15 protein-coding genes, 1 tRNA gene and 1 other RNA gene are annotated in these 20,331 nt (G+C 68.1%); 12 read left to right on the plus strand and 5 right to left on the minus strand.

The window, feature by feature from the left end; genetic code table 11:
• Nucleotides 1-39 precede the first annotated feature (39 nt).
• The 8 genes from ureC to selD all read left to right on the plus strand — a co-directional run bounded on the left by ureC (nt 40) and on the right by selD (nt 13,094).
• Entirely contained in the window at nt 40-1,764 is a 1,725-nt protein-coding gene (gene ureC / locus KBY67_RS12940) for an urease subunit alpha (protein WP_255111497.1), read from the plus strand.
• Between the two features lie 134 nt (nt 1,765-1,898).
• Complete coding sequence (locus KBY67_RS12945) at nt 1,899-3,338, plus strand: circularly permuted type 2 ATP-grasp protein (protein WP_255111498.1); 1,440 nt, start codon at nt 1,899-1,901, stop codon at nt 3,336-3,338.
• Nucleotides 3,332-4,372, plus strand: a complete 1,041-nt coding sequence (locus KBY67_RS12950) for an alpha-E domain-containing protein (protein WP_255111479.1) — start codon at nt 3,332-3,334, stop codon at nt 4,370-4,372. The genes KBY67_RS12945 and KBY67_RS12950 overlap by 7 nt, the downstream gene beginning before the upstream one ends.
• Complete coding sequence (locus KBY67_RS12955) at nt 4,357-5,247, plus strand: transglutaminase family protein (protein WP_255111480.1); 891 nt, start codon at nt 4,357-4,359, stop codon at nt 5,245-5,247. The genes KBY67_RS12950 and KBY67_RS12955 overlap by 16 nt, the downstream gene beginning before the upstream one ends.
• A gap of 106 nt (nt 5,248-5,353) precedes the next feature.
• On the plus strand, nt 5,354-7,807 hold the full coding sequence (locus KBY67_RS12960) for a glycogen/starch/alpha-glucan phosphorylase (protein ID WP_255111481.1): 2,454 nt from the start codon (nt 5,354-5,356) through the stop codon (nt 7,805-7,807).
• A 4-nt stretch (nt 7,808-7,811) separates the two neighbouring features.
• Nucleotides 7,812-9,950 carry a transglutaminase family protein gene (locus KBY67_RS12965; RefSeq protein WP_255111482.1) on the plus strand — a complete coding sequence of 713 codons (2,139 nt, stop codon included), beginning with the start codon at nt 7,812-7,814 and terminating at the stop codon, nt 9,948-9,950.
• Nucleotides 9,947-10,987 (plus strand): UDP-glucose 4-epimerase GalE, encoded by a 1,041-nt coding sequence (gene galE, locus KBY67_RS12970; protein WP_255111484.1) that lies wholly within the window; start codon nt 9,947-9,949, stop codon nt 10,985-10,987. Before KBY67_RS12965 ends, galE begins: the two co-directional genes overlap by 4 nt.
• The gene (gene selD / locus KBY67_RS12975) at nt 10,968-13,094 is read left to right on the plus strand and encodes a selenide, water dikinase SelD (RefSeq protein ID WP_255111485.1); all 2,127 of its coding nucleotides are present in this window, start codon (nt 10,968-10,970) and stop codon (nt 13,092-13,094) included. Before galE ends, selD begins: the two co-directional genes overlap by 20 nt.
• On the opposite strand, the gene KBY67_RS12980 is transcribed toward selD, so the two are convergent.
• Both KBY67_RS12980 and rimM read right to left on the minus strand, forming a co-directional pair.
• The gene (locus tag KBY67_RS12980) at nt 13,058-14,542 is read right to left on the minus strand and encodes a mannose-1-phosphate guanylyltransferase/mannose-6-phosphate isomerase (RefSeq protein ID WP_255111486.1); all 1,485 of its coding nucleotides are present in this window, start codon (nt 14,540-14,542) and stop codon (nt 13,058-13,060) included. The genes selD and KBY67_RS12980 overlap by 37 nt on opposite strands.
• A gap of 87 nt (nt 14,543-14,629) precedes the next feature.
• The gene (gene rimM, locus KBY67_RS12985; protein ID WP_255111487.1) at nt 14,630-15,178 is read right to left on the minus strand and encodes a ribosome maturation factor RimM; all 549 of its coding nucleotides are present in this window, start codon (nt 15,176-15,178) and stop codon (nt 14,630-14,632) included.
• A gap of 117 nt (nt 15,179-15,295) precedes the next feature.
• Between rimM and KBY67_RS12990 the strand changes: the two genes are divergently transcribed.
• Entirely contained in the window at nt 15,296-15,499 is a 204-nt protein-coding gene (locus tag KBY67_RS12990) for an NAD(P)H dehydrogenase subunit NdhS (RefSeq protein ID WP_255111489.1), read from the plus strand.
• Here the strand turns inward: KBY67_RS12990 and rnc are convergent.
• Complete coding sequence (gene rnc, locus KBY67_RS12995) at nt 15,465-16,220, minus strand: ribonuclease III (RefSeq protein WP_255111490.1); 756 nt, start codon at nt 16,218-16,220, stop codon at nt 15,465-15,467. The genes KBY67_RS12990 and rnc overlap by 35 nt on opposite strands.
• 24 nt (nt 16,221-16,244) lie before the next feature.
• An RNA gene (gene rnpB, locus KBY67_RS13000) (RNase P RNA component class A) lies at nt 16,245-16,655 on the minus strand.
• Between the two features lie 49 nt (nt 16,656-16,704).
• On the opposite strand from rnpB, the gene KBY67_RS13005 reads away from it, so the two are divergent.
• From KBY67_RS13005 to KBY67_RS13015, 3 genes are all read left to right on the plus strand, one after another.
• Nucleotides 16,705-16,778: transfer RNA gene (locus KBY67_RS13005), tRNA-Arg, on the plus strand.
• 85 nt (nt 16,779-16,863) lie between these two features.
• Nucleotides 16,864-17,214: a hypothetical protein gene (locus KBY67_RS13010; RefSeq protein ID WP_255111492.1), complete on the plus strand. Its 351-nt coding sequence runs from the start codon at nt 16,864-16,866 to the stop codon at nt 17,212-17,214.
• Nucleotides 17,215-17,287: 73 nt separating this feature from the next.
• On the plus strand, nt 17,288-17,770 hold the full coding sequence (locus KBY67_RS13015; protein WP_255111494.1) for a hypothetical protein: 483 nt from the start codon (nt 17,288-17,290) through the stop codon (nt 17,768-17,770).
• A gap of 15 nt (nt 17,771-17,785) precedes the next feature.
• Here the strand turns inward: KBY67_RS13015 and KBY67_RS13020 are convergent, their stop codons facing one another.
• Entirely contained in the window at nt 17,786-20,308 is a 2,523-nt protein-coding gene (locus KBY67_RS13020; RefSeq protein WP_255111495.1) for a glycogen/starch/alpha-glucan phosphorylase, read from the minus strand.
• Between the last annotated feature and the right edge of the window lie 23 nt (nt 20,309-20,331).

Here is a 20,331-nt window from a genome sequence, read left to right on the forward strand (position 1 = left end):
GCCCTGCCCATCCCCCGTTCCTTTGCCCCCGCACCAGCCATGCCCTATCGGATGGACCGCCGGGCCTATGCCGAGACCTACGGCCCCACCACCGGCGACCGGCTGCGGCTGGCCGACACCGAACTGATCCTGGAGGTGGAGGACGACTTCACCAGCTACGGCGAGGAGGTGAAGTTCGGCGGCGGCAAGGTGATCCGCGACGGCATGGGCCAGGCCCAGACCTCCCGCGCCGACGGCGCCGTGGACACGGTGATCACCAATGCCCTGATCCTCGATTGGTGGGGGATCGTCAAGGCCGATGTGGGCCTGCGCGACGGCCGCATCTGCGCCATCGGCAAGGCCGGCAACCCCGACATCACCGATGGGGTGACGATCGTGGTGGGCCCGGGCACCGAGGCGATCGCCGGCGAGGGTCACATCCTCACCGCCGGTGCCATCGACACCCACATCCACTTCATCTGCCCGCAGCAGATCGAGACCGCCATCGCCAGTGGCGTCACCACCCTGCTGGGCGGCGGCACCGGCCCGGCCACCGGCACCAACGCCACCACCTGCACCCCCGGCGCCTTCCACCTGGCCCGCATGCTCCAGGCCGCCGAGGGGCTGCCGGTGAACCTGGGCTTCTACGGCAAGGGCAACGCCAGCACCCCCGAAGCGCTTGAGGAGCAGATCCGCGCCGGAGCCTGCGGCCTCAAGCTCCACGAAGACTGGGGCACCACCCCGGCGGCGATCGATTGCTGCCTGACCGTGGCCGATCGGTTCGACGTGCAGGTCTGCATCCACTCCGACACCCTCAACGAGGCGGGTTTCGTCGAGGACACGATCCGGGCGATCGGCGGTCGCACCATCCACACCTTCCACACCGAGGGTGCTGGCGGCGGCCACGCCCCAGACATCATCCGGATCTGCGGCGAGGCCAACGTGCTGCCCAGCTCCACCAACCCCACCCGCCCCTACACCCGCAACACGCTCGAGGAGCACCTCGACATGCTGATGGTGTGTCATCACCTCGATGCGGCCATCCCCGAGGATGTGGCCTTCGCTGAATCGCGTATTCGCCGCGAGACGATCGCCGCCGAGGACATCCTCCATGACCTGGGCGCGTTCTCGATCATCGCCAGCGACTCCCAGGCCATGGGCCGGGTGGGCGAGGTGATCACCCGCACCTTCCAGACCGCCCACAAGATGAAGGTGCAGCGCGGCAGCCTGCCGCAGGACAGCGCCGGGCCCGGGGCCGGCCGCAATGACAACGTGCGCCTCAAGCGCTACATCGCCAAGGTCACAATCAACCCGGCGATCGCCCACGGCCTCGATAGCCAGATCGGCTCGGTGGAGGTGGGCAAGCTGGCCGATCTGGTGCTCTGGAAGCCCGGCTTTTTCGGTGTCAAGCCGGAGCTGGTGATCAAGGGCGGCTCGATCGTCTGGGCCCAGATGGGCGATGCCAACGCTTCGATCCCCACCCCCGGACCCGTGCATGGCCGGCCCATGTTCGCGGCTTACGGCGGTGCCCTCGCCCCCAGCTGCCTCACCTTCCTGAGCCAGGCGGCCCTCGACGACGACCTGCCGCGCAAGCTGGGCCTGAAGCGGCCCTGCGTGCCGGTGGTGCACACCCGCGGCATCGGCAAGGCCCAGATGCGCAACAACAGCGCCCTGCCCAAGGTGGAGGTGGATCCCCAGACCTATGAAGTCTTCGCCGATGGCGAACTGCTCACCTGTGAGCCGGCGGAGGTGTTGCCGATGGCGCAGCTCTACTTCCTGCTCTGAGGGCCGCTGGCATGGTCTGAGGGCCGGGTGTCGATCTGGATCGATCCAGCTCAACCCAGGGGCAATCGGTAGCGATCACCACCAGAGTTGTCAATGCCGCTGTCCATGATCAAGCCATGGCCACGCCCCCCTCGATGTTCACCGACTACAAGCCGAGCAAGGGTTACGACGAGTATTTCAGCGCCGCTTCCGAGCCGCGCTCGGCCCTGAGTCCGCTGCTCTCGTCCCTCGGTCAGCTGGGGATCGAGGAGATCAACCGCAACCATGCCGCCGCCGGCATGCTGCTCAAGCGCCTCGGGGCCACCTTCCGCCTCAACGGCTCCGGTGAGCGGGGCGGTGAGCGCATCCTTCCCTTCGATCCCCTGCCGCGTCTGATCCGCTCGGGCGAATGGCAGCGGCTGGAGCTGGGCCTGGTTCAGCGGCTGGAGGCGATCGATAGCTTCCTGGGCGATGTCTACGGCGATCAGAAAATCCTCAACGATGGGGTTGTGCCCCGCGAGGACCTGGAAACCTCCCAGGGTTGGCGTCCCCAGATGCAGGGGTTCAAGCCGCCCCTGGGCCGCTGGTGCCATATTTCCGGGCTCGATCTGATCCGCGATGGCCAGGGCACCTGGCGGGTGCTGGAGGACAACCTGCGCTGCCCCTCGGGGGTGGCCTACTTCCTCGAGAACCGCCGCGTGATGAAGCGGATGTTCCCCAGCCTCTTTGCCGGTCGCACGGTGCAGCCCATCGACGACTACCCGTCGCACCTGCTGCAGACCTTGCGTGACCTGGCCCCCTGGACCGACACCCCCAAGGTGGTGCTGCTCACCCCCGGCGTGTTCAACAGCGCCTATTTCGAGCACAGCTACTTGGCCCAGCAGATGGGCATCCAGCTGGTGGAGGGTCGTGATCTGGTCTGCGAAGGCAACCGGGTGTGGATGCGCAGCACCTCCGGGCTCGAGCCGGTGGATGTGATCTACCGCCGCATCGACGACGATTTCCTTGATCCAGCTGTGTTCCGCCCCGACTCGATGCTGGGGGTGCGCGGGCTGATGGAGGCCTATCGGGCCGGGCGGGTGGCGATCGCCAACGCCCCCGGCACCGGTGTGGCCGACGACAAGCTGATTTACGCCTACGTGCCGGAGATGATCCGCTACTACCTGGGGGAGGAGCCGATCATCGAGAACGTGCCCACCTACATCTGCTCGCGGCCCGACGACCAGGCCTATGTGCTCGCCCACCTCAGCGAGCTGGTGGTCAAGTCGGTGGCGGAGGCCGGGGGTTACGGCATGCTGATCGGCCCCCATGCCGACCAGGCCGAGATCCTCTCCTTCGCCGAGAAGATCCAGGCGGATCCCCGCAATTTCATCGCCCAGCCCACCCTGGAGCTCTCCACCGTGCCCTCCCTCAGTGAAGGTGAGCTCTATCCCTGTCACGTGGATCTGCGCCCCTACGTGCTGCGGGGCAAGGGTGCCTGGGTGAGCCCCGGTGGGCTCACCCGCGTGGCGCTGCGCCGGGGCTCCCTGGTGGTGAACTCCTCCCAGGGCGGGGGTTGCAAGGACACCTGGATCGTGGATGAGAGCTCATGCTGAGTCGCGTCGCCGAATCGCTCTACTGGATCAACCGCTATGTGGAGCGGGCGGAGAACATCTCCCGCTTCCTTGAGGTGAGCGAGGCCATGGCCCTCGATTGCCCCCCCGGCAGTGCCGAGCCCTGGCTGCCCCTGATCGACGCCAGCGGCGACCGTGAACTCTTCGACAAGATTTTCCCCGGCGGCGGCCCCGAAGAGGTGGTGCGCTTCCTGGTTCAGGAGCCTGAGAATCCCAGCAGCATCGTCAACTGCGTTGACGCCGCCAGGGAGAACGCCCGCCAGATCCGCGAGGTGATCACCACCGAGATGTGGGAGCAGCTCAACGACCTCCATCTCACCCTGCTCGAGAGTGATCAGTTCTGGCGTTTGCCCAGCCAGGAACAGCTCCACGAGGTGCGCAAGGCCTGTCAGCTTTTCTACGGCATCACTGACGCCACCTTGAGCCGCGACCTTTCCTGGCAGTTCAGCAAGCTGGGCCGGCTGGTGGAGCGGGCCGACAAGACCAGCCGCATCCTCGACGTCAAATACTACCTGCTGCTGCCCAGCCCCGAGGAGGTGGGGGGCGTGCTGGATGAACTGCAGTGGATCTCGCTGCTGCGCTCTGCCGGGGCCTACCAGATGTTCCGGCAGTCGCAGCAACAGGGCATCACCCCCCGGGCCGTGGCCGAGTTCTTGCTGCTCGACCCCATCTTTCCCCGTTCGGTGCGCTACTGCCTGGAGGGACTGAGCAAGGCGATGCGGGTGATCCGCGGCAACCCGGTGCCCGGCCCCCCCGACGACCTGGAATGCCTCACGGGGCGCATGCTGGCCACCTGGAGCTACGTGCGCATCGACGAGCTGATCTCCCAGGGGCTGCATGAGGCCGTCGACCGTTTCCAGGGCGATCTCAACCGCCTGCACGCCCTGATCGAAACCAACTACTTCGTGGTGGCTTCGCCCCAGCCGGAGCCGGACGACAGCGACGCGAGCGGCGCCCTCCCCTTCCCTTCCCCCAGCACCACAGCTCCTGTACCCCCGGCATGCGCGCCCGCGTAACCCACACCCTCAGTTACCGCTACACAGCTCCCGTTCAGCTGGGTCCGCACCGCATCTGCCTGAAGCCCAGGGCCCACGGCTTCCAGCGTCTGCTCAGCTTCGATCTCTACCTCTCCCCCGATCCCCATCGCCTGCACGCGCTGGTGGCCGCCAGTGGCGACGACATCCTGCGGGCACGCTTCAGTGGGGCCACCGATGCCCTGGACATCCGCTCCCAGTGCGAGGTGGAGACCCAGGTGCCGCCCCTGCTGCAGGTGTACCTGGAGGAAAATGAGCCCTCGCTGCCTTATCCCAAGGGCCTGCTCAACGGCGATCTGCAGGGCAGCCTCGAGGGCTGGCTGCCGAACGGCCAGCACGATCCCGCCGCCGTGGAACTGGCGCAGGAGGCCCTGATGGGCAGCGACCAACGGGCGCTGATGTTCCTCGACCAGCTGGTGGAGATGATCCAGGACCGGGTCAAGTACACCCAGCGGCACGTGGGGCCGGCCTGGCCCGCCGGCCGCACCCTCAAGGAACGGGTGGGCTCCTGCCGCGATCTGGCGGTGCTGATGATCGAGGCCTGCCGCTGCGTGGGGCTGCCGGCCCGCTTCGTCAGCGGCTACCACCTGGTGGAGCCCAGGCCCGAGCGCTACGACCTGCACGCCTGGGCCGAGGTGTACCTGCCGGGGGCCGGCTGGCGGGGCTTCGATCCCAGTGGCATGGGGGCCATCGACGATCGCTACATCCCCCTGGCCACCTCCTCGAAGCCCAACCTGGCCGCGGCCGTGATGGGCACTTTCAGCGGTCCGGCGGGGGTCAGCAGCGAGATGCAATGGTCGATCGCGGCTGAGTTGCTCAGCGAGGAGCACACCGTTCCCAACCTCCTGCACTTCTGAGGCGATCCTTCAGGGAACCTGGAATGAACCTGAATCGGTAACCGTTCCAGCAGCGATGGGGTGTGCTCCCGCAGCATGAAGGGAGAAGTTGATTCAATCCGCCTCCATGGCAGCCAGTACCGTCCCTCCCACCGACCTCGGCACGTCGCCATCCCTGGATGGTCACGCCTTGGCCGAGGCGATGCGCCGGCATCTGTTCTTCACCCAGGCCAAGTCCCCCTCGCTGGCCACCAGCCACGATTACTACCGCGCCCTGGCGATGGCGGTGCGCGATCAGCTGCTGCAGAATTGGGTCGACACCGCCGAGGCCTACACCCAGAGCGGGGTGCGCACGGTGTCGTACCTCTCGGCTGAGTATCTGCTCGGCCCGCACTTGGAGAACAACCTGGTGAACCTGGGCCTGCGCGACGTCGCCCAGGAGGCCTGCGATGAGCTGGGTCTCGACCTGATGCAGCTGATTGCCGAAGAGCCCGAGCCCGGCCTGGGCAACGGTGGTCTGGGTCGGTTGGCGGCCTGTTTCCAGGAATCGATGGCCAGCCTTGAACTGCCGGCGATCGGCTATGGCATCCGCTACGAATTCGGCATCTTCCGCCAGCAGATCGTGCGGGGCAGCCAGGTGGAGAGCACCGATCCCTGGCTGGCCCAGGGCAACCCCTGGGAGGTGATACGCCCGGAGTGGTCCTACCCGGTGGTCATCGGCGTCCACACGGTGATCGGCGTGGCCTACGACACCCCGATCCTGGGCTACGGCGTCCACACCGCCAACACCCTGAGGCTGTGGTCGGCCCAGGCGCCGGAAGCCTTCGATTTCGCCTCCTTCAATGCCGGTGACTACACCCGGGCGGTGCTGCAGAAGATCAATTCGGAAACCCTCTCGAAGGTGCTCTATCCGAATGACGAGACCAGCCAGGGCAAGCAACTGCGCCTCAGTCAGCAGATCTTCTTCGTGAGCTGCTCCCTGCAGGACATGTTCCGCATCCTCAAGGGGCAGGGGTTGCCGGTCACGGAGTTCCACACCAAATTCGCCGTTCAGCTCAACGACACCCACCCGGCCATTGCCGTGGCCGAGCTGATGCGCTTGCTGATCGATGAGCACGGCGTCGACTGGGACACCGCCTGGTCGATCACCACCGCCTGCGTCAGCTACACCAACCACACGCTGCTGCCGGAGGCCCTCGAGACCTGGGGTGTCGACCTGTTCGAGCAGTTGCTGCCGCGCCAGCTGGAGATCATCTACGAGATCAACACCCGCTTCCTGCGCATGGTGCGCATCCGCAACCCCGGCCAGCCGGCCCTGCTGGAGCGCATGTCGCTGATTCAGGAGGGGCCCCAGCGCAAGGTGCGCATGGCGAATCTGGCGGTGGTGGGCAGCCACCGGGTCAATGGCGTGGCCGAGCTGCACAGCAGGCTGGTGCGCAAGGACCTGTTCGCCCCCTTCGTGGAGCTGTGGCCCGAGAAGTTCACGAACGTCACCAACGGCGTCACCCCACGGCGCTGGATCGCCGTGGCCAACCCGTCGCTCTCGGGCCTGCTCGATGACACCATCGGCAGCACCTGGCGCCGCGACCTGGGCGAACTCTCGCGCCTGGAGTCCTACGCCGACGATGGGGCCTTCCTGGAGCGTTGGCGCGGCGTTCGCGATCTGAACAAGCAGCGCCTCTCCAACCTGATCCACCAGCAACTGGGCGTGCTGGTGGACCCGGCCTCCCTCTTCGATGTGCAGGTGAAGCGCATCCACGAGTACAAGCGCCAGCACCTGGCGGCCCTGCAGATCGTCGAGCGCTATCTGCGCATCCGCAATGGCGAAGACCTGCCGCCGCGCACCTTCATCTTCGGCGGCAAGGCGGCGCCGGGCTACGCCATGGCCAAGCTGATCATTCGCCTGATCGGCGGCATCGCCGAGATCGTCAACATGGATCCCGCCATGGACGGGCGCCTGAGGGTGGTGTTCCTGCCCAACTTCAGCGTCAGCCTCGGCCAGAAGGTCTACCCGGCCGTTGACCTCTCCGAGCAGATCTCCACCGCAGGCCTGGAGGCCTCCGGCACCGGCAACATGAAGATGGCCCTCAACGGCGCCGTCACCATCGGCACCCTTGATGGCGCCAACATCGAGATCAGGGATCTCGTGGGCCACGACAACTTCTTCCTGTTCGGCCACACCGCCGAACAGCTGGAGGTAATCAACAGGGGCGGCTACCACCCGATGCCCTGGTTGGAGAACGATCCGATTGCCCGTGAGGCCATCGACCTGATCGGCTCGGGTCATTTCAGCGAAGGTGATCGCGACCTCTTCCACCCCTTGCTGGCCAACCTCTGCGGCAGTGATCCCTACCGGGTCATGGCCGACATCGGTGGCTACCGCAAGGCCCACAACGCCGTGGATGCCGCCTGGGTGGATGCTGTGGGCTGGAGCCGCATGTCGCTGCTCAATTCAGCCCGTTGCGGGTTCTTCAGCAGCGACCGCTCGATCCGCGACTATGCAGAGCGGATCTGGAATGTGGAGTCGATGCCCATCAACGCCTGCACGGTGCTGCCCTCGGCCCAGCCGGGCAGGCGCTGAGTCGATGCTGGTCACTGAGCCGATCCGGCCCGCTTCAGCGCAACCCGGCTGGATGGCCGTCACCGCCGCAGAGGCGGAGCGGCGACTGATTGCTAAGGGCATCCAGCTCACCCTCGGCGGTGAGCCCACGGTGGTGCCACTCGACCCGGAGGGGGCCGAGTGGTCGGTGGCGGCCGATGGCCCCACCAAGCTGCGCTACGCGCGCCGACTGGCCGCCGAACTGCAGCGGCGGGTCTGGCCCGGCAGCACCCTGATGTACTGCCCGGGCAAGCGTTACGACGGCGAGGTCAACCCCCGCTGGGCGCTGCGGCTGATCACGGGCCTCGATGGCACTCCCCTGGTGCCCTGGCCCCAGCAGGCGCCAGCCACATCCCCGGCCGATCAGGCCGCTCCCTCTCCCTTGCCGGCCAAGCGGGCGGAGGATTTTCTCCATGGCATCGGCAAGGCCCTCGGCCATGAGGTGCACCCCTTGCGGCTCAAGGATCCCCTTGATCCCAGCTCCAAGATCTGGGCCGTCCCCCTCTCCCACAGCACCCCGACGGAGGCCGAACCCGATCTGCCTGAGGGCTGGCAGGCCGCCCGCTGGCCCCTGGCCAAGCCCTTGCGCGAGCTGCTGCCCGCCAGTGGCCCGGCCGGGCTGAGGCTGCCCCTGCAGCACTTCCCCGAGGGGGTGCTGCGCCAGGTGCTCACCCTGGAAGTGAGCCCCCGCGGTTGGAACCTCTTCCTGCCGCCCCTGCCCCGGGAGCCGCTGGAGCAGCTGCTCCATCTGATTGCCGAAGCCAGTGCCGGCTGGAGCCAGCCTGAACTCAGCGGGGTGCTCCCCTCCGACCTTGATGGCCACTGGCATGTGCTGGGCCTGACGGCTGATCCCGGCGTGCTGGAGGTGAATCTGCCGGTCTGCCACGGCTGGTCCGACTACAACTTCTGGATCCGCACCCTCGCCGAGGCCTCGGAAGCGGTGGGGCTGCGCAGCTGGAAGCAGGTGGGGGAGCGCCAGGAGGGCACAGGCGGTGGCAATCACCTGCTCTGGGGAGGCCCCAGTCTCGAGACCAACCCCTTCTTCTCACGGCCGGCCTGGCTGGTGGCGATCCTGCGCTTCTGGCAGCGGCACCCCAGCCTCTCCTACCTGTTCGGCAACAGTTCCGTCGGGCCGGCCTCCCAGGCCCCCCGCCTGGATGAAGGCAGCGCCAGTGCCCTGGATCTGCTGCTGGCCCACCGGGCGATCGAAACCCTGCCCGAGGGTGACCAGCGCATCTTGATCAGCGAAACCCTGCGCCACCTCCATGCCGACCGCAGCGGCAACACCCACCGCAGCGAGATCAGCTTCGACAAGTTCTGGAACCCCGCCTGGGCGGCCGGCTGCCAGGGCCTGATCGAGTTCCGGGCGATCGAAACCCTGCCCGATCCCGACTGGACCGCCGCCATCGCCCTGCTCTGGAGCGCCCTGGCCGCCCACCTGCTCGACCCCGCCCACCGCCCCACCCGGCTCGAGCCCTTCGGGGAGCGGCTTCACGATGCGATGCAGCTGCCCCAGGCCATCTGGTCCAACCTTCAGGTGGTGCTGGATCTACTGGCCCGCGATGGGCTGGTGCTGGAGCCAGAGCCCTACCGCGCGATCTGGGAGTGGCGCTTCCCCCTGCTGCTGAGCTGGGAGCAGGGCGAGGCACGGCTGGAGATCCGCCGCGCGCTGGAGCCCTGGCCCCTGCTCTGTGACACCCCTGTGCAGGGAGGCAACACCAGCCGCTTTGTCGACAGTTCCCTGCAGCGCCTGGAGCTGACGGCCAACCCGGCCTTCCTCCAGACCTGTGCGCTGCGTTTGAACGGCCGGGAGCTGCCCCTGGGCGACGGCTGGCTCGGCCTGCGCTACCGCCACAGCCGCCTCTATCCCTCCCTGCATCCCTGCATCGATCCCCACCTGCCGCTGCGGCTGGAGATCAACGGCCCGGCGGCGGCGGTGGCCCGCTTTGATCTGGGCGCCGAGGGCTCCGATCGGATCGCTTTCGAACCTGTCGCCCTGGCCCAGGAGGGCGACGGGGTCGCGGAGGGCGACGCCCCGGAGACCAACCTCGACTGGATCCCTAAAGCCGAACCATGGCCCGCCCCGGCAGACGGTCTGCGCACTTTTGATCTGAGGCTGGGATGAGCCAGCTGCTGATCACCGGCGGTGCTGGCTTCATCGGTAGCCACACCTGCCTGGTGCTGCTGGAGGCGGGCCACCGCTTGGTGGTGCTCGACGACTTCTCCAACAGTTCTCCTGAAGCCCTGCAGCGTGTCCAGGAGCTGGCCGGCCCTCTGGCGGGCCCACGGTTGCAGCTGATCGAAGGGGATCTGCGCAGCCCCGCGGATCTGGCGCAGGCCTTCGCGGCGGCTCCGATCGAGGCCGTGGTCCATTTTGCCGGCCTCAAGGCCGTGGGCGAATCGGTGGCGGACCCCCTGCGCTACTGGGACGTGAACCTGAGCGGCAGCCGCGCCCTGTTGGCGGCCATGGTTCAGGCCGGCTGCCGCACCATCGTCTTCAGCAGCAGCGCCACCCTCTACGGCGCCCCGGAGTCGGTGCCGATCGCCGAAACCGCCCGGGTCGCTCCGGTGAATCCCTACGGCTACTCCAAGGCGGCTGTGGAGCAGATGCTGGCTGATGTCTGTGCCAGTGAGCCAGGCTGGCGGGTGGCGCGCTTGCGCTATTTCAACCCGGTCGGTGCCCACCCCAGCGGCCGCATCGGCGAGGACCCGGGCGGCATTCCCAACAACCTCTTCCCCTTCCTGAGTCAGGTGGCGGTGGGGCGGCGGCCGTCACTGCAGGTGTTCGGCTCCGACTGGCCCACCGCCGATGGCACCGGTGTGCGCGATTACATCCACGTGATGGACCTGGCCGACGGGCACCGGGTGGCTCTGGAGGTGCTGATGGCCGAGCCGCCCCAGCTGCTCACCCTCAACCTGGGCAGCGGTCGGGGCCATTCGGTGCTGGAGGTGGTGGCGGCCTTCGAGCGGGCCTGCGGCTCCCCTGTCCCCTACGACCTGGTGCCCCGCCGGCTCGGGGATGTGGCAGCCACGGTGGCGGATCCGTCATTGGCGGAGCGGCGCCTGGCCTGGCGCACCCAGCGAGATCTCGAGGCCATCTGCCGCGATGGCTGGGCCTGGCAGAGGGCCAATCCCCAGGGCTATGGGCCGCGTGGGGACTGACGACACCCCCGAACTCCAGCAGCACCTGATCCTGGCCGGGGGCGGCCACAGCCATGCTCTGCTGCTGCGTCGCTGGGCGATGGAGGGTCCGCCACGGGGGGTGCTGATCACCCTGGTGAACCGGGCCAGCACCGCGCTCTACAGCGGCATGGTGCCGGGGCTGATCGCCGGGCTCTACAGCCGCCGCGAGGCCGCCATCGACCTGCGCCGCCTCTGCGACCGCGCTGGGGTGAGCTTTGTGCGGGCCGAGATCACCGGCCTGGATCTGGGCAGGCGGGAGCTGCAGCTGGCCGGCCGCCCCCCCCTGCGCTGGAACCGGCTCAGCCTTGATGTGGGGGCGATCACTCCAGGCAGCGGTGGGATGGCGATCAAGCCGCTGGAGCCGTTCCTGGCCTGGTGGGAGTTGCTGGTGGCCGGCGGCGGTCCCTGCCGGGTGCTGGGTGGCGGCGCCGCTGGGGTGGAGGTGGCCCTGGCCCTGAAGGCCCGGGGCCTGGGGGTGGAGCTGCTGCGGCGCGGCGACAGCCTTGCCCTGGGCTCGGCCGTGGCCAACCGGGCCGGCGAGCGGATGCTGGCGGCGGCGGGTGTGCCCCTCAAGAGCCCGGAACCCGGCACTGCTGCGCTGGCCGCTGAATCGGGGCCGTTGCTGCGCTGCACGGGCAGCCGGGCCCCGCTCTGGCTGGCGGCCAGCGGTCTGCCCTGTGATCCCGCCACGGGCCGCGTCTTCACCGAGGCCAGCCTGGAGGTGGAGGGCCATCCCGGCCTGTTCGCCTGCGGCGACTGCGGCTTGGTGCGCTCGGTGCCGCGCCCCCCCAGCGGCGTGTGGGCGGTGCGGGTGGCTCCGCTGCTGGCTGCCAACCTGCGGCGTGGCCTGCGCTCAGAACCGCTGCGCCGCTGGCAGCCCCCCCGCTGGGCCCTGCAACTGCTGGGGGATGGCGGTGCCGTCGATGGCCGGCCGAGGGCTCTGGCCCAGTGGGGGCCGTTCTGCCTGGGGCCCTCCCGCTGGCTGTGGTGGTGCAAGGCCTGGATCGACCGCCGCTTCATCAGCCGCTTCCAGGCCCTGGCGCCCATGGCCGGCGAGAGCCCCTGCCGGGGCTGCGCCGCCAAACTGAGCGCCGCTCCCCTGCGCGGGGCCCTGGGGCGGCTGGGATTGAGCGGGGCTGATGACGCGGCCGTGATCGCCGCTGCCCCTGGGGACGGCCTGGTGCTGCAGAGCCTCGATGGCTTTCCCGCCCTGGTAAGCGACGACTGGCTGAACGGTCGGCTCACGGCCCTGCATGCCTGCTCCGATCTCTGGGCCTGCGGCGCCGAGGTGGAGAGCGTTCAGGCCCTGGTGACCCTGCCGCGGGGAACGGATGCGCTGCAGGAGGAGTGGTTGCTGCAGACCCTGGCCGGGGTGCGCTCCGTGCTCGATCCCCTCGCTGCCCAGCTGGTGGGGGGGCACACCCTGGAGCAGCGCAGCACCGCCGAGGGTCTCAGCCTGGCCCTGAGCGTGACCGGCCGCTGCGGGCCGGGCCGCTTCTGGGCCAAGGGCGATCTCGCCGTCGGTGATCGCCTGCTGATCAGCCGCCCGATCGGCAGCGGCGTGCTCTTTGCGGGCGCCATGGCCGCGGCGGCTGAGCCGGAGTGGATCGATGGGGCCCTGGAGGTGATGGCCCAGAGCCAGCAGCCGCTGGTGGAGCTGCTGGCGGCCCATGGCTGCCGCGCCTGCACCGATGTGACCGGCTTCGGGCTTCTGGGGCACCTCGGCGAGATGCTGCGGGCAGCGGGCAAGCCCCTGCGGGTGGAACTGAAGCTGGGGGCGCTGCCCGTGTTCCCGGGGGCGCTGGAGCTGCTGGAGCGGGGGTTCGCCAGCAGCCTGGCGCCAGCCAACCGCAGCGCCTGGCTGGAGCTGGAGAGCGGCAGGGTTCAGGCCGAGCCCCTCACGCCCCCCCTGCGTGAGCTGCTGGTCGACCCCCAGACCTGCGGCCCGCTGCTGGCATCATTGCCGGCGGCGGCGGCCGAAGCGGCCCTGCTGGCGGTGCGGGCTGCCGGTTTCCCCCGGGCTGAGCTGATCGGCACGGTGCTGAGCCCTCAGCAAACCGGCAGGCCCACGTCCGTGCGCCCGTAGCGGTCCTCGAAGCGAACGATGTCGTCTTCGCCGAGGTAGGGGCCGCTCTGAACCTCGATCATCTCCACGGGAATCTTGCCGGGATTGCTGAGCCTGTGTTTGGCCCCCAGCGGGATGTAGGTGCTCTGGTTCTCGCCCACCAGTTCCTCGACGCCGTCCTTCTCCACCACGGCCGTGCCCTGCACCACCACCCAGTGCTCGGCCCGGTGGTGGTGCATCTGCAGCGAGAGGCTGGCGCCGGGGTTGACCATGATCTTCTTGACCTGCCAGCGGCGGCCCTCGACGATGCCGTCGTAGGAGCCCCAGGGGCGGTAGATGCGCCGGTGGGCCTTGCCCTCGGGGCTGCCGCTGGCGGCGAGCCGGTTCACGATCGTCTTGACTTCCTGGGCGCGGTCGCGGTGGGCCACCAGCACGGCGTCATCGGTTTCGACCACCACCAGATCCTCCACCCCCAGACCCACCACCAGCCGGTGCTCGCTGCGTAAATAGCAGTTGCGGGAGCCCTCGCTGATCACCCGTCCGCGCAGCACATTGCCGTCGTCATCGCGGTCGCCGGTTTCCCAGAGGGCACTCCAGCTGCCCACGTCACTCCAGCCCGCCTCCAGGGGCAGCACGGCGCCCAGTCCCGTGCGCTCCATCACCGCCACGTCGATGGCGACATTGGGGCAGTTGGCAAAGGATTCCCGTTCCAGGCGCAGGAAATCGAGGTCGGCGCTGTCGTGGTCGATGGCGGCGCGGCAGCAGCTCACCACCTCCGGCGCCAGCCGTTCCAGCTCAGCGAGGATGGCGCTGGCGCGGAACAGGAACATGCCGCTGTTCCAGGTGAAGCGGCCACTGGCCAGAAAGCCCTTCGCCGTGTCCGCGTCGGGTTTCTCCACGAAGCGGGCAATCGGGGTGGGGGCCTGGATTGCCCGCTCCCCCAGCCCAGGGGCGCTCTGGGGCAGGGGTTCCACGGCCTCGATGTAGCCGTAGCCGGTTTCCGGAGCGGTGGGCACGATGCCGAAGGCCACCAGCAGGCCGCCCTCGGCGGCGGCGCGGCCCGCCTCAACGGTGGCGCGAAAGCGGGCGCCGTCGTTGATGAGGTGATCGGCGGCCAGCACCAACAGCAGGGGATCCTCCCCCCGGCTGGTGGCGTGCAGGGCCGCCACGGCAATGGCGGGGGCCGTGTTGCGCCCGAGCGGTTCCAGCAGGATCGCGCCGGGCTCCACGCCGATCTGGCGCATCTGCTCGGCCACGATGAAGCGGTGGTCCTCGTTGCAGATCAGCAGGGGAGCGCTCAGCTGGTTGAGCCCCTTGAGCCGCAACTGGGTCTGCTGCAGCAGGGTTTCCTCGCCGCTGCCGCCCAGGGGCCAGTACTGCTTGGGATAGCTGGCACGGGAGAGGGGCCAGAGGCGGGTGCCGGTGCCGCCGCAGAGGATCACGGGCACGAGGGAGACCGCTGGGCTCATCGTCGGGTCGTTCCTGGATGGAGTCACTGCTGGCCCGAATCCTATGGGGAACTCCCGGGAGCGCCAGCGCCAGCTCAAGCCCCAGCGTCAGCCGTCGAGCAGACCTGGCGGCGGCGTGATCTCCAGCCAGCCGCCGGCGATGTCCACCCGAGGCACGATCGCCTCCACGAAGGGAATCAGCGCCCGGCGGGCCGGCTCACCGCACAGTTCCACCTCCAGCAGGTCGTTGCCGGCATGGATCAGATCCACCACCGTGCCGATCACCTCGCCGTGGGGTGCCAGGCGCACCTGCAGTCCCTGCAGATCGAGCAGGTGGAACTCCCCCTCCTGCAGGCGGGGGCGATCGCCTGCTTCCACCAGCAGCTCCTGATGCACCAGGGCCTCGGCCTCCTCCCGCGTGCCGATCCCCTCCAGCCGGACCACGAATAGCTCCCGGCCGGGCAACTGACGGCCCGAGAGCAGTCGCACGGCCCGGGCGGCCTCCTGGCCCCGGCGCAGCCAGCGCTGACCGGGCCGGGTGAATCGTTCCGGGAAATCGGTGCGGGGCAGCACCCTCAGCTCCCCCTGCAGCCCCTGCGCCCCCACCACCTTGCCCACCACCAGCCACGCCTCCGCTGCGTCCGCTGCGCTCAGCATCTGGTTCCCCATCGACTGAGCCGTCGCGCACCTGCGCCCCATCCTGCCGATCCACTCGCCACCGACCAACTGGCCACCGATCGGCTCGATAATGGAGGCACCTTCTGCGCTACTGCCATGGCCGCGGCTGATTCCTCTCCAGCAGATGCAGCGCCGGTGCTGCCCGGCACCACCGTGGTGGTCCGTGATGGGCGCTCGATCTACAACGGCTACCGCGGCTTCGTGCAACGCATCAGCGGCAGCCAGGCGGCGGTGCTGTTCGAAGGCGGCAACTGGGACAAGCTGGTCACGATGCCTCTGAAAACCCTGGAAGCGGGCTGATCACCTCTCGCTGCTCCAGGGCCGAGCGGGCCGCCTGCTGCTCAGCATCGCGGCGGGAGCCTCCCCATCCTTCGCCCACCGGCCTGTCCTGCAGATCCACCCAGCAGTGGAAGCGGCGCGGGTCACCGTGGCGGCGGCTTTGCTCTTCGCTGCGGTAGTGGGGCAGGCCGAGCCCCTGCCCCTGGCTCCACTCCTGCAGGCCCGTCTTCCAGTTGTGGCGATAGGGATCGGCCAGCAGTTCCCTGGCGCTGCGCTGCCAGTGGGGGGTGAGCCAGCGGTGCACCGACTCCAGGCTGCCGGTGGCCTCGTAGAGCCCGCCGATCAGGGCCTCACAGATCTCGGCGCGGATGGTCTGCCGTGCCGCCCGGTCCCCTGCCGCCACCGGGCCCAGGTGCAGGATCGCCTCGATACCGCAGCGCTCCCCCAGCTCCGCCAGCCAGCGATCGCTCACCAGTTGAGCCCGCAGGGCGGAGCGCTGGCCCACATCCATGGCGTTGTGATGGCGCTCGAGATACTCCGCCGCCGCCAGGCGCAGCACGGCATCGCCTAGAAACTCCAGGCGCTCGTGGTTGAGCGGCCGGCCGGCGGAACTGTGGGTGAGGGCCTCCTCGATCGGATCGAGGTTGGGCCCGAACCCGCTGAGCCCGAGGCTGCCCAGGAACTCCACCAGGCGGCGGCGACGCTCATCGCTCAGGGGCACGGGGGCTTCGCGGAGGACCATGGGCCTCCCTGGGGAGACCCGAAGGGGTGAAAGCAGGACATAAGCCGGGTTCTGTTCCAGTCCGCCGCAGCGGACTGGGGTGGGCATCTGTCTGGGACCGCCGTTACCGACGGCCTCAAGCGGCGCACTTGTGTCGGGACGGGTGTCATGGCCAACCGTTGTCCCTGGGCCTTGCTCCCAGCCGGGGTTTACCGAGCCAGCACCTCTCGATGCTGCTGGTGCGCTCTTACCGCACCCTTGCACCCTTGCCTGTGCGACGGGCGAACCCGAGGCCATCGGCGGTGTGTTTCTGTGGCACTGTCCTCACGGTCACCCGCACTGGGCGTTACCCAGCAAGCCTGGCCATTGGGGAGCCCGGACTTTCCTCAACCGAAGCCGGAGCCACCAGCCGAAACCGGCGTCACCCCTTCGATCGCGACCACCTCGCCTGCTTTCGGCGCCAACTTTAGGCCGGGTGGGGATCAGGGCGGATAATGGCTCTGTTGGGGCTGTAGCTCAGCCGGATAGAGCGACGGTTTCCTAAACCGTAGGTCGTGGGTTCGAGTCCCGCCAGCCCCGTCCCCCACGTGGTAGGGAACGCTACCGGTGGTGGCCTTCCCAAACAGGACTCCCTGGCTAGCGTGGACGCGGCCGTAGCCCCTTCATGAACGATCTTCACGACCTGCGCCTGCGCTTGCTGGTTCAGCAGGAGGGTGAGCGGATCGCCCGCAGCCAGCCCGATGAACTCGACCTTTCCGTTGTTCAGGCCCGCTGCCTCTGCTGGCTGGCGCTGCTGGCTGAAGTGCATCAGGAGCAGTCGGTGGAGGCGGAGCAACGGGGCGACATGGAGCAGGCCATGGGCTGGTTTGCCGATTCGATGCGCCTGCGCGACGTGATCCAGCTGGTGAGCTCGATCGAAATCCCCCTGCCCAGCATCCAGGAAGACGGCGATGACGCTGAGGACGGCGACGACGACCAGCTGGACCTCCTGGGCCCCTTCGACCGCCTGGCCTGAGGCGGCGGGAGGTCCGGGCGGCGCCCCCGAACATCCAATGCCATGATGGACGTCAAGGAACCAAGGGAGCGCGGTGCCCGAAGAGCCCTGCCAATGCCCTGACTGCCAGCGGTTTTATCGGGAACACGACCGATTGATCCGCGAGAACCCCACACTGCGGCAGCAGCAGGAACTGAACTGGGCGGCCCTGCAGTCGTTCCGCACCCTGGCCGGCCGGGTGCTTGAGGAGCTGCAGAAGACCCAGGGTGATGGCGAGGCCGAAGCGCCTTCCCCGCCGCCCACCGCCGCTGCCGCCTCCGCTCCTGTGGGTGAGGCGCCCTCTCCCGAGGAGGAGAGCCAGCAACAGGCGATCGCTGATCTGGAGAACATCAACGCCCACCTGTTCTCGATTGAGGCGCTGATGGAGCGCATCTTCGATGTGCGGGTGCCTGAGGATGTGGAGCAGAAATTCCGGGAGGTGGCCGGGGAGCTGGCCCCCGACCCCCTCAATGCCGATCGCCTGCGGTTGAACCGCCTGCTGCACCAGACCCCCGACTTGCCGGACCACCGGCCCTGAGGTCTGGCCGCTCCCTCAGTCGATCTCGCAGCTGATCGTCACTGGGAACGGCTCCGCCCGCCAGATGCGTTTGGCGTACTCACGGATGGAGCGGTCGCTGCTGAAGAAGCCGGTGCGCGCTGTGTTCAGCAGTGACATGCGATTCCAGGTGGTGCGATCAGCCCAGGTGGTGCTGACCGCGTCTTGGGCGCGCATGTAGTCCGTGAAATCGGCGAGCACGTAGTAGGGATCCTTGCCGGTGAGGTTCGCCAGCAGGGGCTTGAACAGCTCCGTGTCGCCATTGCTGAAGTGACCCTGCTCCACCAGCTGCAGTGCCTCGGGCAGTTCCGGGATGGAGTGGATCAGCTCCCAGGGGCGGTATCCCCCCGCTCGCAGGGCCTCGATGCCGTCAGTGGTGTGGCCGAAGAGGAAGAAGTTCTCGGCGCCCACCTGCTCACGGATCTCCACGTTGGCGCCATCGAGGGTGCCGATGGTGAGTGCGCCGTTCATGGCGAATTTCATGTTGCCGGTGCCGGAGGCCTCCAGGCCGGCGGTGGAGATCTGCTCGGAGAGGTCAGAAGCGGGATAGACCCGCTGCCCCAGGCTGACGTTGTAGTCGGGTAGGAACACCACCCGCAGGCGCCCGTCCATGTCGGGGTCGGCGTTGACCGTTTCGGCGATGCCGTTGATAAAACGAATAATAAGTTTGGCCATGTAGTAGCCAGGTGCTGCCTTGCCGCCGAAGATCACGGTGCGCGGGGCGAGATGGTCGCCGAGACCGTTCTTGATGCGCAGGTACTGGGCGATCACCTGCAGGGCATTCAGGTGCTGGCGCTTGTATTCGTGGATGCGCTTCACCTGCACGTCGAACAGCGAGGAGTGATCCACCAGTTGGCCGCTCTGGCGGTGGATGTACTGGGCCAGCTGACGCTTCACCGCCAACTTGGTCTGGCCCCAGCGCTCCAGGAAGCCGGCATCGTTCTGGAAGGCCTCCAGCTTGCGCAGGTCATCGAGGTTGCGCACCCAGTCCTGGCCGATCACCTCATCGAGCAGCTGCCGCAGCATCGGGTTGGCTAGGGCGATCCAACGCCTCGGGGTGACGCCGTTGGTGACGTTCGTGAACTTCTCGGGCCAGAGAGACGCGAATTCAGGGAAGAGCTGTGTTCGCACCAGCTCGCTGTGCAGGGCCGCCACACCGTTGACGTGGTGGGAGGCCACGGTGGCCAGATGGGCCATCCGCACAGCCTTGCCGTCGCCTTCATCGATGATCGACACCCGCCGCAGCATCGTGTCGTTGCCCGGATGTTTCAGCCGCACCATCTGCAGGAAGCGGCGGTTGATCTCGAAGATCAGCTCAAGGTGCCGCGGCAGCAGCGAGTCGAACAGATCCAGGCCCCATTTCTCCAGGGCTTCGGGCAGAAGCGTGTGGTTGGTGTAAGCCAGAGAACGGGTGGTGATATCCCAGGCGGCATCCCAGCTGAGGTGCTTGTGATCAATCAGCAGCCGCATCAGCTCGGCCACGGCGATGGCGGGGTGGGTGTCGTTCAGCTGCACCGACCAGTGCTCCGGGAAGTCGGTGATCGGCAGGTCCCGTAGCTCCAGGTTGCGCAGCATGTCCTGCAGGGAGCAGCTCACGAAGAAGTGCTGTTGCTTGAGGCGCAGGCGCCGACCCTCATCGGTGCCGTCGTTGGGGTAGAGCACCTTTGAGAGGGTCTCGGAACCCACCTTCTCCTCCACGGCGCCGTAGTAGTCGCCGATGTTGAAGGCGTAGAAATCGAAGCTCTCGGACGCTTCGGCCTGCCAGAGCCGCAGGCGGTTGCAGGTGTTGACCCGGTAGCCCAGCACCGGCACATCGTGGGGGATGCCGATGGCGTGTTCGGCGGGGATCCAGCGCACGCGGTAGTCCCCGTTGGTGTCGCGGTAGCTCTCGGTGCGGCCGCCGAAACCGACGAAGCAGGACTGGTCGGGGCGGGGCAGTTCCCAGGGCCAGCCGTTCTTGAGCCACTTATCGGTGATCTCCACCTGCCAGCCGTCACGGATCAGCTGGTCGAAGATCCCGAACTCGTAGCGGATGCCATAGCCGGTGGCTGGGATTTCCAGGCTGGCCAGCGATTCCAGGTAGCAGGCCGCCAGACGGCCGAGGCCCCCATTGCCCAGGCCCGGTTCCTCCTCCACCCCGAGGATCTCGTCGAGCGAGTCGATCCCGAAACGGCGCAGGGCCTCGGCGGCTTCGTCCTGGATGCCGAGCATCAGCAGGTTGTTGCCCAGCTGGGGGCCGATCAGGAATTCAGCGGAGAGGTAGGCCACCACGCGGGTGGGTGTGGCCGAGATCGCCTCGATCCCCGCCAGATAGCGAGTCATCAGCCGGTCGCGCACCGCATAGCTCAGGGCGACGTAGAGGTCGTGGTGGCTGGCGGTGGGGGCGAGCTTGCCCAGTGTGTAAAACAGGTGCTCGGTCATCCCGTCGAAGACACCATCGGCCGTAAGGCCGCTGCGATCAGGATCGGCAAAGCAGCCTGGCGTCGGCAGCCTCAGCTGGCTGGGCGGAGCGTCGGTCATGGGGGCGGGGCGAAGGGGAAGGG

This window comes from Synechococcus sp. RedBA-s (assembly GCF_024345495.1).
Lineage (GTDB): Bacteria > Cyanobacteriota > Cyanobacteriia > PCC-6307 > Cyanobiaceae > Regnicoccus_A.

Excerpts from the sequence above, each read along its gene's own strand:
- KBY67_RS12965 (WP_255111482.1), top strand. The coding sequence starts at position 7,812 with ATGCTGGTCACTGAGCCGATCCGGCCCGCTTCAGCGCAACCCGGCTGG.
- KBY67_RS13010 (WP_255111492.1), top strand. The coding sequence starts at position 16,864 with ATGAACGATCTTCACGACCTGCGCCTGCGCTTGCTGGTTCAGCAGGAG.
- KBY67_RS12990 (WP_255111489.1), top strand. The coding sequence starts at position 15,296 with ATGGCCGCGGCTGATTCCTCTCCAGCAGATGCAGCGCCGGTGCTGCCC.
- KBY67_RS12980 (WP_255111486.1), bottom strand. The coding sequence starts at position 14,542 with ATGAGCCCAGCGGTCTCCCTCGTGCCCGTGATCCTCTGCGGCGGCACC.
- selD (WP_255111485.1), top strand. The coding sequence starts at position 10,968 with ATGGGCCGCGTGGGGACTGACGACACCCCCGAACTCCAGCAGCACCTG.
- KBY67_RS12950 (WP_255111479.1), top strand. The coding sequence starts at position 3,332 with ATGCTGAGTCGCGTCGCCGAATCGCTCTACTGGATCAACCGCTATGTG.
- galE (WP_255111484.1), top strand. The coding sequence starts at position 9,947 with ATGAGCCAGCTGCTGATCACCGGCGGTGCTGGCTTCATCGGTAGCCAC.
- KBY67_RS13020 (WP_255111495.1), bottom strand. The coding sequence starts at position 20,308 with ATGACCGACGCTCCGCCCAGCCAGCTGAGGCTGCCGACGCCAGGCTGC.
- rimM (WP_255111487.1), bottom strand. The coding sequence starts at position 15,178 with ATGCTGAGCGCAGCGGACGCAGCGGAGGCGTGGCTGGTGGTGGGCAAG.
- KBY67_RS12955 (WP_255111480.1), top strand. The coding sequence starts at position 4,357 with ATGCGCGCCCGCGTAACCCACACCCTCAGTTACCGCTACACAGCTCCC.
- ureC (WP_255111497.1), top strand. The coding sequence starts at position 40 with ATGCCCTATCGGATGGACCGCCGGGCCTATGCCGAGACCTACGGCCCC.
- KBY67_RS12945 (WP_255111498.1), top strand. The coding sequence starts at position 1,899 with ATGTTCACCGACTACAAGCCGAGCAAGGGTTACGACGAGTATTTCAGC.
- rnc (WP_255111490.1), bottom strand. The coding sequence starts at position 16,220 with ATGGTCCTCCGCGAAGCCCCCGTGCCCCTGAGCGATGAGCGTCGCCGC.
- KBY67_RS12960 (WP_255111481.1), top strand. The coding sequence starts at position 5,354 with ATGGCAGCCAGTACCGTCCCTCCCACCGACCTCGGCACGTCGCCATCC.